13 protein-coding genes are annotated in these 13,321 nt (G+C 67.7%); 5 read left to right on the forward strand and 8 right to left on the reverse strand.

Annotated elements, in window-relative coordinates; translation table 11 throughout:
* Positions 1-196 precede the first annotated feature (196 nt).
* Positions 197-1,504 (forward strand): FAD-binding oxidoreductase, encoded by a 1,308-nt coding sequence (locus tag IEX97_RS08845; RefSeq protein ID WP_308426196.1) that lies wholly within the window; start codon positions 197-199, stop codon positions 1,502-1,504.
* Between the two features lie 101 nt (positions 1,505-1,605).
* Here the strand turns inward: IEX97_RS08845 and IEX97_RS08850 are convergent, their stop codons facing one another.
* Together IEX97_RS08850 and dgoD are read right to left on the reverse strand one after the other, a co-directional pair.
* Positions 1,606-2,787, reverse strand: coding sequence for an MFS transporter (locus IEX97_RS08850; RefSeq protein WP_188882461.1), 1,182 nt, complete (start codon positions 2,785-2,787; stop codon positions 1,606-1,608).
* 106 nt (positions 2,788-2,893) lie between these two features.
* Complete coding sequence (gene dgoD, locus IEX97_RS08855) at positions 2,894-4,042, reverse strand: galactonate dehydratase (protein WP_188882477.1); 1,149 nt, start codon at positions 4,040-4,042, stop codon at positions 2,894-2,896.
* A 53-nt stretch (positions 4,043-4,095) separates the two neighbouring features.
* On the opposite strand from dgoD, the gene IEX97_RS08860 reads away from it, so the two are divergent.
* Positions 4,096-5,130, forward strand: a complete 1,035-nt coding sequence (locus IEX97_RS08860) for an NAD(P)-dependent oxidoreductase (RefSeq protein WP_268238331.1) — start codon at positions 4,096-4,098, stop codon at positions 5,128-5,130.
* Positions 5,131-5,202: 72 nt separating this feature from the next.
* On the opposite strand, the gene IEX97_RS08865 is transcribed toward IEX97_RS08860, so the two are convergent.
* The 6 genes from IEX97_RS08865 to IEX97_RS08890 form a co-directional block, all read right to left on the reverse strand.
* A complete protein-coding gene (locus IEX97_RS08865) occupies positions 5,203-6,258 on the reverse strand; it encodes an NAD(P)-dependent alcohol dehydrogenase (protein ID WP_188882463.1) in 1,056 nt (351 codons plus the stop codon).
* Between the two features lie 66 nt (positions 6,259-6,324).
* Positions 6,325-7,530, reverse strand: coding sequence for an amidohydrolase (locus IEX97_RS08870; RefSeq protein ID WP_188882464.1), 1,206 nt, complete (start codon positions 7,528-7,530; stop codon positions 6,325-6,327).
* Positions 7,531-7,546: 16 nt separating this feature from the next.
* Positions 7,547-8,569: a Gfo/Idh/MocA family protein gene (locus IEX97_RS08875; protein ID WP_188882465.1), complete on the reverse strand. Its 1,023-nt coding sequence runs from the start codon at positions 8,567-8,569 to the stop codon at positions 7,547-7,549.
* Positions 8,570-8,594: 25 nt separating this feature from the next.
* The gene (locus IEX97_RS08880) at positions 8,595-9,317 is read right to left on the reverse strand and encodes a ThuA domain-containing protein (RefSeq protein ID WP_188882466.1); all 723 of its coding nucleotides are present in this window, start codon (positions 9,315-9,317) and stop codon (positions 8,595-8,597) included.
* A 97-nt stretch (positions 9,318-9,414) separates the two neighbouring features.
* Positions 9,415-10,071, reverse strand: coding sequence for a bifunctional 4-hydroxy-2-oxoglutarate aldolase/2-dehydro-3-deoxy-phosphogluconate aldolase (locus tag IEX97_RS08885; protein ID WP_188882467.1), 657 nt, complete (start codon positions 10,069-10,071; stop codon positions 9,415-9,417).
* A 64-nt stretch (positions 10,072-10,135) separates the two neighbouring features.
* Positions 10,136-11,113 carry a sugar kinase gene (locus IEX97_RS08890; RefSeq protein ID WP_229776700.1) on the reverse strand — a complete coding sequence of 326 codons (978 nt, stop codon included), beginning with the start codon at positions 11,111-11,113 and terminating at the stop codon, positions 10,136-10,138.
* A 136-nt stretch (positions 11,114-11,249) separates the two neighbouring features.
* Here IEX97_RS08890 and IEX97_RS08895 point away from each other — a divergent pair, with 136 nt between their 5' ends.
* From IEX97_RS08895 to IEX97_RS08905, 3 genes are all read left to right on the forward strand, one after another.
* Positions 11,250-12,422 carry a UxaA family hydrolase gene (locus IEX97_RS08895; protein ID WP_308426198.1) on the forward strand — a complete coding sequence of 391 codons (1,173 nt, stop codon included), beginning with the start codon at positions 11,250-11,252 and terminating at the stop codon, positions 12,420-12,422.
* A gap of 116 nt (positions 12,423-12,538) precedes the next feature.
* A complete protein-coding gene (locus IEX97_RS08900; protein ID WP_188882470.1) occupies positions 12,539-12,886 on the forward strand; it encodes a UxaA family hydrolase in 348 nt (115 codons plus the stop codon).
* Positions 12,883-13,321, forward strand: a 439-nt coding sequence (locus IEX97_RS08905; protein ID WP_188882471.1) for a UxaA family hydrolase, incomplete at its 3' end; no start/stop codon positions are given. The genes IEX97_RS08900 and IEX97_RS08905, both read left to right, overlap by 4 nt.

Genomic DNA, 13,321 nt, shown 5'->3' on the forward strand with positions numbered 1-13,321 from the left:
AGCCCTGGGTCTCAGCCCAGGGTATCAGACGCCCAAATCTTCCGACACTCGAATGAGACGCCCGGTTGGTGTATGATTTTTTGTGAAGTATCCAAACGATTTCCCAGGGAAGGGAACTGCGGGCCACATGGAACGCCAGTCATTGTCGGATTTGTTCTCGTTTCTCAAACCGCATCAAATTTCCGAGAGCGCATCCGTGCGCGAACAACACAGCCACGACGAGTCCTACCACCGCGGGCCGTGGCCGGACATCGTCCTGTTCCCGGAGTCGACGGACGATGTGGTGCGCATCCTGCAGACCGCGTTTGCCCACCGGATTCCCGTCGTCCCGTTTGGCGCCGGAACCGCGCTGGAGGGCCACGTCGTGCCCGTCAAGCGCGGCATCAGCCTCGATATGACGCGGATGAACCGCATTCTCGACATTCGGCCGGACGATTTTCTCGTCTGCGTGGAACCGGGCACAACCAGGCTCGCCCTGAACGACGCCCTGCGCCGCCATGGTCTGTTCTTTCCGGTCGATCCCGGCGCCAACGCCACCATCGGCGGCATGACGGCCACCAACGCCAGCGGCACGAACGCCGTCCGCTACGGTGCCATGCGGGAGAACGTGCGGGCGCTGGAAGTCGTGCTTGCCGACGGGCGCGTCATTCGTACCGGATCGCTGGCGGCCAAGACGTCCTCCGGCTACAACCTGAACAGCCTGTTCGTGGGGTCGGAAGGCACCCTCGGCGTTTTCACCCGCATCTGGCTGCGCGTCTTCGGCATCCCGGAGCGCATCGTCGCCGCGCGCGCCGAATTTCCCGACATCCCGGCGTGCGTGCAGGCCGCGACCGCCCTCGTCGGCGCCGGGGTGCCCGTAGCGCGCATTGAATTGGTCGACGCCCGCTTCATCGCCGCGTTCAACCGCTTCAAAGGCACCGATTACCCGGTCGTGCCGACGCTGTTTCTCGAGTTTCACGGCAGCAGCGACGGCATTCTGCACGACATCCGCCTCGCGCAAGCGCTGCTTGGCGACGAGGGGTGCACCCGGTTCGTCGCGGTGACGGATGAGAAAGAACGCACCACACTGTGGGAAGCGCGCCACAGTGCCGCCCACGTCTTCATGGCGCAGTATCCGGGGCTCAAGCACATGGCCACGGACGTCTGCGTACCGTTGTCGGTGCTGCCCGCCGCCGTCGCGCACGCCCACCGCGCGCTCGAAGAACACGGCATGCGCGGGGCCATCATCGGCCACGTGGGCGACGGCAACTTCCACTGCAGCATCGCTCTCGACCCGGACGACCCGGACGATCTCGCCCGCGCCAAGGCGGTCAACGCCGAGATTGTCGCGTTTGCCCTCGCCCACGGCGGCACCTGCACCGGCGAACACGGCGTCGGCATCGGCAAACGGGCGTATCAGGCGCAGGAGCACGGCCCGGCGCTGGAGGTGATGCGCGCCATCCGGCGCTTGCTCGACCCGCACGGCATCTTGAATCCTGGCAAGCTGGTCGACCCGGACGAGTGAAGGTCAAGGCATCCACCCATCGGCCGCATAAGACCGCACGCTTCCCCGAGCAGCCGTGTTCACCTTGCGCATATGGCGCGAGCGCATGCCGGGTGAACGCCTCACGCCGCACCGTTCGCCGCGTCGAGGCGGCGCTGGCTCGCGACCAGCGCCGCCGTCAGAAGCAATACCGACATCGTCACGTAAAACACGCTGCGGATGCCGAAGACCGCAGCGACCGAACTGCCCAACAGCGGCCCGACCAGGTTGCCGAAGAACACCGAGGACGAGTTGAGTCCGAACGCGGTCGCCTGCATCTGGGGCGGCGCCAACTTCTTGACCAGGACGTTGAGCGAGGGGATCATGCCGCCCACGAACAACCCGAGCAAAAACCGCCCGGCTATCAACACCGCCACATGGTGTGCCAGCATCTGGGGCACGAACGCCGCCGAGGCGGCGAGGAGCGCGAGCAACAGCACCCTGCGCTGGCCAATGGCGTCGCCGAGCCGCCCCAGGGCCGGGGCGCCGAACAGGTTGGCGATCCCGGTGACGGAGACGACCACCCCGGCGATGAACGCCAGGTGCGGGCCGGTGTACAGGGTCTTCGCGTAGACTGACACGATGGGCTCGATGCTCATCATCCCGACCTGGGTCATGGCGGACGCGAGGAACACCGGCCACAAAGGCACGAGCAAGTGCCAATCGCGCGCACCGCGCGCCGCCGCACGGCGAGCAGCCGCCGGCCGTTCGTGCACAAACACCATGACGATGATGCTCGCCAACACCAACAGCGCGCCCGTGAAGAAGAACACCTTGCGGAAACCGACGACCTCGGCGAGCATTCCGCCCGCCAGCGGGCCAATCAGGTTGCCCGCGATGGCTCCCGTCTGCAGCGTCCCGAGCGCCCGGCCCGCGTGCTCATCCGGGGTGATGGACGCCTGAAGCGACACCGCCATGGAGATAAACCCGGAGAACACACCGTTGACCAGGCGCAACAGCAACAACTGCCACACCGAACCGACGAGGCCCATCAACCCCGTCACCACACCCATTCCGAATCCCGCCCGCAGCAGCATCACCTTGCGCCCGTACCGGTCGGCCAACGTACCCCAAACGGTCTGAAAGATGAACGAGGTGACGAACTGGACCGAGAACACCCAACCGCTCCAACGTTCGATGTCCGCCAGGCGGTGCACACCGAGCGATTCAATATACAGCGGCAGAAACGGGATGACGAGGCTCATGCCGGCCGTCACGGAAAAGTTCGCCGCCCAGAGGATCCACAACGTCCGCCGCCAATTCAATTTCCTTGCATCTCCGTCTCCGCAACTCTCCTTCTCCAGCGTAAGCGTGTGTCCCCAAACCCCTCAGGCCTCATCTCCCTCAGCATACCATTCGGGTGACGAAACATCACCATTCGGCGATGCTGCCGTCGGCAAGCCGCCAGACAGGGTTTTTCCAGTCGTGTCCCCGCGCCGCCGCCTCCCGCACCTTTTCCTCGTCGATCTCGATGCCAAGCCCCGGTCCGCAGAGCCGGCGGACAAACCCGTCCGCAAAGTGAAACACGGACGGGTCCACGACGTAGTCGAGCAGGTCGTTGCCTTGGTTGTAGTGGATGCCGAGGCTCTGTTCCTGGATGACCGCGTTGGGGGCGGCGAAGTCGACCTGCAAACTCGCCGCCAGCGCGATGGGCCCGAGCGGGCAGTGCGGCGCCACGGCCACGTCGTACGCCTCCGCCATCGCCGCAATCCGCCGCACCTCGGAGATCCCGCCGGCGTGGGACAGATCCGGCTGGACGATATCCACGTAACCCTCCTGCAGGATGCGCTTAAAGTCCCAGCGCGAGAACATCCGCTCCCCGGTGGCGATGGGCGTCGCCGTATGGCGGGCCACCTCGCGCAGCGCCTCGCTGTGCTCGGGCAGCACCGGCTCCTCGATGAACATGAGGTGGAACGGATCGAGCTCCTTCGCCAAGACCTTCGCCATCGCCTTGTGGACGCGGCCGTGAAAGTCGACGGCAATCCCGAAATCCTTCCCCACCGCGTCCCGTACCGCCGCCACGCGGGCGAGCACCGCTTCGACCTTGGCGAACGAGTCGATGTAGTGCATCTCTTCGGTGGCGTTCATCTTGACGGCGCGAAACCCTTCCTGTTGCCGTGCTTTGGCCGCGGCGCCCACCTCGGCCGGGCGGTCGCCGCCGATCCAGGCGTACACCAGCATCTTCTCGCGCACCGCGCCGCCGAGAAACTCGTAGACCGGCAGCCCGTACCGCTTGCCCTTGATGTCCCACAGCGCTTGGTCCACGCCCGCAATGGCGCTCATCAACACCGGGCCGCCGCGGTAGAACCCGCCGCGGTACATCGCCTGCCACAAATCTTCAATCCGGTTCGGGTCCTGACCGACAAGGAGGCTCTCCAGCTCCCGCACGGCGGCGGCGACCGCGTCCGCCCGCCCTTCCACCACCGGCTCTCCCCAGCCCACCAGGCCGTCGTCCGTCGTGACCTTCAGGAACAGCCAGCGCGGCGGCACTTTGAAACACTCCAACTTCTCAATCTTCAATCGCTCCACCCCTCCGCTGCGTGGACATGGCACATTCAGCTAAACTATAGATCATCGGAGACGGCCTCGGATCATCCCGAGCGCCGGACGCAACCCGGCGCGCGCAAAACCGGGCTGGCCCACGCGAACACAAGGCGCTATCTGCCTCTGCCGCCCATGGGGCATGCAAGGGAAACCGCAAAGAGGAAGGAGTCTTGGCGATGAAACGGATTGGCTTTATCGGACTGGGCACGATGGGACTGCCCATGGCGAGGAATCTGATGCAAGCTGGCTACCCGCTCAACGTGTACAACCGGACGGCGGAGAAAGCCAAGCCGTTGGCGGAATTGGGCGCCCGGGTGGCGTCATCGCCGGCCGACGCGGCCAAGGATGCGGACGTGGTGTTCACCATGTTGACCGCCGACGCCGCGGTCGAGCAGGTGATCCTCGGGTCAAACGGCGTCGCTACCGGCGCCCGCCACGGGACGCTCGTCGTCGACTGCAGCACCGTGAGCCCCCGTACCAGCCAGCGGATCGCGGCGGAGCTGGCGAAGCTCGGCATCGAGATGCTGGACGCCCCGGTCACCGGCAGCGAGCCGCAGGCGGAACAACGGCAGCTGACGTTCATGGTGGGCGGGAAGAAGGAGCAGTTTGAGCGCTGCCGGCCGCTGTTCGACGCCATGGGCAAAGCGGCGTTCTATATGGGGCCGAGCGGTGCTGGATCGTACACCAAGCTCGCCAACAACGCCATGGCGGCCATCAACCTGGTTGCCTTGGCGGAAGCCATCGTCATGGCGGCCAAGTCGGGCATCGATCCGAACCTGTTCCTGCAAGTGGTGGCCGGCGGCGGTGCGAGGAGCGGCATGGCGGAGGCGAAAGGGCCAAAGGTCATCGCGCGCGACTTTCGCCCCCACTTCATGACCGAGCTGATGCACAAAGACCTCAAACTGGCGAAGAACCTGGCCGACGAGCTGGGCCTGCCGACCCCCGCGCTCTCCGTGGCCAAGGAGATGCTGCAGGCGGCCATCGCCGAGGGGTTCGGCAAGGAGGACCTGTGCGCCGTCGTCAAGTGCTACGAGCGGTGGGCCGGCGTGACGGTGGGCGGCTGACGCGGCGCCCCGGTCACGCCCCCGGTCACGCCCCCGGTCACGCCCCCGATCACGCCTGCGGGTACCCCTTGATCACGCCTGTGGGTACACCATCACCTTGATGCTGCCCGCCTTGTTGGTCCGCGCCCGTTCCAGCGCCTGCTTGGTCTCTGCCAACGGATACCTGTCCGTCACCAAATCCTCGATGGGCCAGCGCCCGGAAGCGAGCAGCGCGATGCCGCGCGGGTACGTGTTGGCGTAGCGGAACACGCCCAAGACGTCGATCTCGTACGCCGAGAGGCGCGGAATATGGAGCGCGACCTCGTCCTGCGGCGGCAGGCCGACGACGGCGAGCCGGCCGCCGCGCCGCAAGACGGCCATCGCCGTCGCCAACGCCTTGGGATGGCCCGCCGTCTCGAGCGCCACATCGACGCCTTGCCCGCCGGTGAGGGCCAGGATGGCCTCGGCGCCCGCCGCGGCCGGCACGGTGTCGGTCGCACCCAGACGGCGGGCCGCCGCCAAACGGTTCTCCTCCAGGTCGGAGACGATGATCCGTTGTGCCCCGTACGCCGCCGCGGCCACGACCGCGAGCAGGCCGACCGGGCCCATCCCGAGGATGGCCACCGTGTCCCCGGGGCGCACGCCAGCCCGCGCACACGCGTGCAGGCCGACCGAGAACGGTTCGACCAGCGCCGCCGCTTCGAACGACATCCCGTCCGGGATGGGGTGCAGGAAGTCCTCCCGGTGGACGATGTATTCGGCGAACGCCCCGTCCACCGGTGGGGTCGCGAGGAATTGCACCTCAGGACAGAGGTTGTACCGGCCGCTCTTGCAAGCCGGGCACCGGCCGCAGGTGACGCCCGGCTCAATGGCGACCCGGTCCCCCGGCTTGACCCGCGTGACCGCCGCGCCCGTCGCCACCACCACCCCGGCGCACTCGTGGCCGAGGATCAAGGGTTGCCGTACGACGAAATCGCCAATCCGGCCGTGTTCGTAGTAGTGCACGTCGGAACCGCACACCCCGACCGCCATCACTTGCACCAGCGCCTCGTCCGGCGCCAGGTCGCGCACCGGCCGTTCCTCCAGCCGCACGTCCCCCGGCGCATGGAGGACCGCCGCTTGGCATGCACGCACTTCCTTTCCGGTCATCCCACACCGCCTCCTGCCACGGGCGCCGTGCACATGACGGCACCCGGCTGGGTTGTCTCCACACCGTCACGTCCCGGACGGCGGATCCGCCGTCCCCAAATACCGCACGGCTGCAGCCACGAACGCCTTAACCCCCATCGGCAGCGCGGCTTCCGCGATGTTGAACCGCGGATGGTGATGGGGATACACGCTCGCCGCCGCCTCGTCCCGCACCCCGATGAAAAAGAACACACCCGGCACCTGCTGCTGGTACGCCGAAAAGTCCTCGCCGCCCATCGTCGGCACCGCGTCGACGACGACGCCCGGGCCGAACACCTCTTCCAGCACCTCGCGCAGCCAGCGGGCGGACGCTTCGTCGTTGATCACCGGATGGTATCCCCGCCGGTACTCTACGTCGCAGCTCGCCCCGTACGCAGCCGCCACCCCCTGCGCCACCTGCTCCATCCAGCGCGGTGCCTCGTCGCGCAAGGCGGGATCGAACGTACGCACGGTACCCGTCAACTCCGCGGTCTCAGGTACCACGTTGTCGGCCGTTCCCGCCGCAAACCGCGTGACCGAGACGACGAAGGGCGCCAGCGGATCCACGCGGCGGCTGACGATGTGATGGAGTGCCGTCACCACCTGCGCGCCGACGAGGATGGGGTCGATGGTTTCGTGCGGCAGGGCCGCGTGCCCGCCTTTGCCGTGGATGGTGATGCGGAACGTGTCGGGCGCCGCCATGAGCGCCCCCGGTTTAACCCCGATGCGCCCCAACGCCAGCGGGCTCCACAGGTGCGCGCCGAGGATGAGGTCCACGCCCGCCAACACGCCCTTTTCCACCAGTTCCTGCGCGCCGCCGGGCAGCACCTCTTCCGCGTGCTGGAAGATGAAGCGCACCTCGCCGCGCAGGTGGTGGCGCAGCGCGCACAGCACCTTTGCCGCCCCGAGCAGCATCGCCGTGTGGCCGTCGTGGCCGCAGGCGTGCATCACACCCGCGCGGCGGGATCGGTACGGCACCGGATTCTCCTCGGCGATGGGCAGGGCGTCGATGTCGGCACGCAGCGCGAGCACTCGGCCCGGCTCTGCGCCATGGAGGCGAGCCACGACGCTGGTCGGCGTGGGCCGCTCGATGGCGAGGCCCTCGAACGACGCCAGGGTGTCTGCCACAAACCGCGCCGTCTCCACCTCGTGAAACGACAGTTCCGGGTGCTGGTGCAGATGGCGGCGCCATGCGACCACATCCGCAGCCACCGCGGCGATGAGCGGTTCTGCTTGCGACCACACCCTGTCCACGCACATCCCCTCCTTCTCAGACCCGAATCTCCACCTTGCGGCCGGTCCGCGCGCTCTCGAGGGCGGCGTAGACCATCGCCACCGTGTGGATGTTGTCGTGCGCATCCGTCTCCGGCCGGCGTCCGGCGGCGAGCGCCGAGAACATTTCGTCCAGACACCCGGCGTGGCCTTCCTGGCCAGGCCAGGCGAGCGGCACGTCCACCCGCATCACGTCGCGGAAGAACTTCGGTTCAGCCCCATCCGCCACCACCTCGGCAAACGGCGGTGTCCGGCCGTCCCAGATGGCCGTGCCGCGGCTGCCGATGACACGCCACGACGCCTCCCACGACGTGGGTGCCCCTTCCGCGCACCAAGACCCGCGGTAGCAGAACACCGACCCGTCCGACAACTCGAAGATGCATACGGCTGCCGCGTTGCCCTGATACCAGGAACCCGGCGGATTGAACTCGTGGCAGTAGACCGAGACCGGGTTGGCGCCGGTGATGAAGCGGGCTTGGTCAAACGTGTGGATGGCCATGTCCACGATGAGCGGACTTTCCATTTGGTCCCGGAAGCCGCCAAAATGCGGGCCGAGAAAGAAGTCGGCGTTCACAAACCCGACCTGCCCGATGGTCCCGTCGGCCACCAGTCGGCGCAAGGCGCGGATCTGCTTGTTGTACCGCCGGTTCTGCATCACGGCGTACGTGCGACCGCTCTTCGCCACCGTTTCCATGATGGCCTTGGCATCTTCCCACGTCGTCGCCATCGGCTTCTCGCCGAACACGTGGCACCCCATGCCGAGGGCGGTGGTGACCACCTCGCGGTGGCTGGACGGGATGGTCACGTCGAACACCAAGTTGGCTCCCGTCGCCGCAATGGCCTCGGCCAAGTCTGTGTACACCGGCACCGCGAGCCCGTATCGCTCCGCCATCGCCTGCGCGTTGGCCGCGACGATGTCCACCAACCCGACGATCTCGACGTCGGGACGCCCGAGTGCGTACTCCACCCATACCCGCGCCATGCCTCCGCAACCGGCCACCACCACACGAAACGGTTTCATGCCGGACCCACGCCCCCCTCATCGGTCATGGCGATGCCAACGGCTGGCTGTGTCCGTAGCGAGGCACCGGGCCGCTTCCCGGAGCCGCCCAGCGGACCGCGTTGGCGATGACGCGCTGGATCTGCGGATGATGATAGGTCGGATACGTCTCGTGGCCGGGCCGGAAATAGAACACCTTCCCCCGGCCGCGCCGGTACGCGCAACCGCTGCGGAACACCTCGCCGCCGGTGAACCAGCTGACGAACACCAATTCATCCGGCGCCGGAACATCGAAGTGCTCGCCGTACATCTCCTCCCGTTCGAGTTCGATGTACTCGCCGAGCCCTTCCGCCACCGGATGCGACGGGTTGACGACCCAAATCCGCTCCGTGTCGTTCGCCTCGCGCCACTTGAGGTCGCACGAGGTGCCCATCAACCGCTTGAACACCTTCGAGAAGTGACCGGAGTGCAGCACCACCAGGCCCATGCCGGACCAAACGCGCCGGACGACGTCCTCCACCACCTCATCCGCCACCTCGTGATGCGCCATGTGCCCCCACCAGATGAGCACATCCGTCTCCGCCAACACTTCGGGTGTCAACCCGTGGCGCGGCTCGTCCAGGGTCGCCGTGCGTACGGCAAACCCCTGTGCCGAGAGCGGCCGCGCGATGGCCTCGTGAATGCCGTCCGGATACACTTGCCGGACCGCCTCGTGCATCTTCTCGTGCCGAAACTCGTTCCACACCGTCACCCGAATCGGTTGCGCCATCATCCGTACCCCTTTCCCTGTTATTGCGCAGCATGCTGAGAACGGGAGCCGCCTGTCCTGCCTGCGGCCACCCCGACTGCGACCACCCGACGGTGCCTCAACCCCGCCCGGCCCGCGCCTGCTTGACGCGCGCCATCACGTCTTCCGCCCGCCGCCGGATGGCCGCCCAGTCTTGCGCCGCCACCTCGTGCTTGGGCACCAGTGAACTGCCCAATCCCACGCCGACGGCCCCCGCTTCCAGGAACGCCGCCAGGTTGTCGGCCGTGAGCCCTCCGGTCGGCAGGAACGCCGTCCCGGCGAACGGCCCCAGCAGATCCTTCAAGTACCCGACGCCGAGCGGACCCGCCGGGAACAGCTTGAGCACCGGCGCGCCCGCCGCAATGGCCTGCGCGATCTCGGTCGGCGTGAGCACCCCCGGCACCATCGGCCGCCCGTGCGCCCGCGCGACCTGCACCAGGCGGACGTCCAGGTGCGGGCTGAGCAGGTACTCCGCCCCGGCCGCCACCGCAGCGCGGATCTGGTCCTCGTGCATCACGGTGCCCGCGCCGAGGAACACCGCATCCCCGTGCCGCGCCCGCAACGTCCGGATGGCCTCCGCCCCGGCCGCGGAATCCATCGTGATCTCAAGCGCCGTGATCCCGGCCTCCACCAAGGCGTCGGTGACCGGGAGCAGCGCCTCCTCCGGCAACTTCCGCAAAATCGCGATCACGCCCGCTTCGCGCAACCGCTCGACACGCGCGTCGAAACTGCTCATCGTCTCCCCTCCCGCCCAAGCCGCCTGGATGCGCCCAGGCAGCCGAGAGCTGACTTCAGAGACTTCAACGCAAAACGCCTTCCTCCTGCTGCAGATGGCGCTTTGCCTCACGCCAGAGGGGATAGCCTTCGTAATCCCCTTCCGCGGTGACGGCGAACGCGCCGACCAGGGTCCCCAGGCGCATCGCCTCGGCCACTGGCCAACCGCGCGCCATACCGGCGATGAACCCCGCATTGAACCCATCGCCCGCGCCCACCGTGTCGACCACCGCCGCCACCGGCCAGGCGGGCACCGTCAACACCTCGTCTCCCATGCACGCCGCCGCGCCCGCCGCGCCGCGCTTGACAATCACGCCGCGCCCCGCAAACCCGCACGCGCGCAGGGAAGCGGCGACGGCGGCCGGATCCGAGGTACCGAGCAGCGCCTCCGCCTCTTCGTCTCCCAAGAAGTACCAATCCACCCACGGCGCCACTTGGGCGGCCAACGCCCGCCAGGCAGCGAGATCGGCCAGCTTGCGGCGCACATTGATGTCAAACGACACCGTACAACCGCCTTGCCGCGCGGCGGTGAGGAGGGACGTCAAACCCGCCGCGGCCTCCGGCCCGAGCATCCCCGTGATGCCGGTGGTGTGAAGCCATGTCCACGTCCCTTGCTTCAACGCTTGCAGGATGGGCGCAAGTTCCCACCGCCCTTGCGCCATCGGCGAAGTCGAACGGTAGTAATAGACCGACGTCGCCCCGTCCAGGCCCGCCCACTGCTTGAAGAAGACCGCGGTGGGATAACCCTCCACGCGCGCCACGCACGAGGTGTCCACCCCTTCCGCCCGGGCCGCGCGAACGATGCGCTCGCCGAACGGATCGTCCCCGACGGCGCACGCCAGCGCGGACGGCACCCCGAGCCGCGCCAGGCCGATGGCGGTGTTGAGTTCCGCCCCGGCTGCGTAGGGCGTAAATCCGCCGACGGCCGCCAAGCTGCCGCGCCGGTCGGGCACAAGCACCACGAGCGGTTCACCGGCGCACAGCACCTTCATCGCCGCATCCAACGCTCCATCACCTCGCGACCATTGTACATGATCCACCCGAAGCGTGCGGGAATTACGATATAATCAACATAGTCACCCGCGGGGTTTCCCGGCCATGCATGGTCACACAGCGCGGGAGAATGGAGGGCATCCCGAATTGAACCTGGCCGGCGTGCAACTCACCGGTTACCGGCGGGCGGACGGCCGCGCCGGCGTCCGCAACCATGTGCTCGTGATGCCGTTGTCCTACGAGGTCAACCAGGTGGCAGAACGAATCTGCGCCGAAGCGGCGGGGGCGGTGACCTTCCGCCACCAGCACGGCATTGCCCAGACAGGGGACGATCTCGCTCAGACCGTGCGCGTGTTTCGCGGTTTCGCCACCCACCCCAACGTCTTCGGGGTGGTGCTCGTCGCCTGGGGCGGCGAACCGTTCGACGTGCAAGCGCTTGCGGCGGAGGCGGAACAGGCCGGCAAACGAGTGGCGCTCGTCAGCCTGCGCCAAGCGGGCGGCATCCGGCAGGCCATCGCCCAAGGCGCCGCTGCCGCCCGGGCCTTCCTGGAAGCGCGGGATCGCGTCCGGCGGGAACCCATCTCGCTCGCCGACATCATCCTCGGGACGGAGTGCGGCGGATCGGACGCGTGTTCCGGCATCTCCGCCAATCCGGCGCTCGGCGTAGTCAGCGACATGCTCGTCGCGGCCGGCGGCACGTCCATCCTCGCCGAGACGACCGAGCTCATCGGCGCGGAACACCTGTTGGCCGCGCGGGCGGCTTCGCCCGACGTCGCGGAGCGGATCCTGTACATCGTGCGCCGGATGGAAGAGAACGCGATGCACATGGGAGTCGACATCCGCGGCGCCCAGCCTTCCCCCGGCAACATCGAGGGCGGCATCACCACCATCGAGGAGAAAAGCCTCGGTTGTATCCACAAAGGAGGCACCAGCCCCGTCCGCGAGGTCGTTGAGTACGCGGAACGGCCGCGCGAAAAAGGCCTCGTCATCATGGACACCCCGGGCCACGACATCGAGCAGGCGACCGGGATGGTGGCGGGAGGCGCCCAGATCATCATCTTCACCACCGGGCGGGGAACGCCGACCGGATCGCCCATCGCGCCGGTCATCAAGGTGGCGACCAACGACTTCACGTATGAGCGGATGCGCGCCAACATCGACTTCAACTGCGGCGGCGTCATCCGCGGCGTCGAGACGGTCGAAGAGGCCGGAAGGCGCCTTTTCCAGACGATGATCGACGTCATCAACGGTGCACTGACGCAATCCGAACGGCTCGGTCACCGCGAGTTCGGCATCTACCGCATCGGTCAAAGTTTGTGAGCCGCACGCTGTGCCGGCGACCGCCGCGGAACGTGACCGGCCGTACACCGAACCTGGAAATCCGTCTGCACACGGTGGCAAGTCGTGAATCTTGGCGGCAAGGAGTGAAGCATTCCATGGCAGCGCCGCATGCGCCCTCCGGGCGCGCCTTTCTCCAGATGCACCCTGACGACGACGTGGCCATCGCCCTCACCGAGCTTGCCCGCGGAACCGAGATTGCCGACCCGGACGGCCGGTTTCGCGTCGTCCTCCAGGACGACATCCCGTTTGGCCACAAGTTCGCCATCCGCCCCATTGCCAAAGGCCAGCCGGTGCGCAAGTACGGCCAGGTCATCGGCGCGGCGAGCCGGGACATCGCGCCGGGGGAACACGCCCACGTGCACAACATCGAGAGCCTGCGCGGCCGCGGGGACCTGGCGCGCCACGCAGGCCGAATCCAGGTGAAAGGAGGCGCCGGGGCATGACGCGCATCCTCGCCTACCCGCGCCCGGACGGTCAAATGGCCGTCCGCAACCACCTGTTCGTGCTGCCCGCCGTCGTCTGCGCGAACCAGGTGGCCATCGACGTCGCCCGCGACATCCCTGGCGTCAAGTATGTCGAACACCAGCACGGCTGCGCGCAGATTGGCGCCGATCTCGCCCAGACGCAGCGGGTGTTCAGCCACCTGGCGGCACACCCGAACGCGTTTGCCACCATGCTGGTGGGCCTCGGTTGCGAGGGCGTCGTCACAAAAGACCTGTACGAACAGACACGGTTGCGCACAACGAAGCCGCTCGCGGTGATCCTGATCCAGGAGGCGGGCGGCACGCCCGGCGCGCGGGCGGAGGTGGCCGCCTGGGCGGCGCGCGAGCAGGCACGTGCTGCGCAGGCTGTGCGCACCGCCGCCGACTGGCCGGCGT

It is taken from the genome of Paenalicyclobacillus cellulosilyticus, from assembly GCF_014647315.1.
Classification (GTDB): Bacteria; Bacillota; Bacilli; order Alicyclobacillales; family Alicyclobacillaceae; genus Alicyclobacillus_J; species Alicyclobacillus_J cellulosilyticus.

Coding starts and splice junctions, on each gene's coding strand:
- IEX97_RS08900 (WP_188882470.1), top strand. CDS start 12,539: ATGGCAGCGCCGCATGCGCCCTCCGGGCGCGCCTTTCTCCAGATGCAC.
- IEX97_RS08880 (WP_188882466.1), bottom strand. CDS start 9,317: ATGGCGCAACCGATTCGGGTGACGGTGTGGAACGAGTTTCGGCACGAG.
- IEX97_RS08875 (WP_188882465.1), bottom strand. CDS start 8,569: ATGAAACCGTTTCGTGTGGTGGTGGCCGGTTGCGGAGGCATGGCGCGG.
- IEX97_RS08885 (WP_188882467.1), bottom strand. CDS start 10,071: ATGAGCAGTTTCGACGCGCGTGTCGAGCGGTTGCGCGAAGCGGGCGTG.
- IEX97_RS08865 (WP_188882463.1), bottom strand. CDS start 6,258: ATGACCGGAAAGGAAGTGCGTGCATGCCAAGCGGCGGTCCTCCATGCG.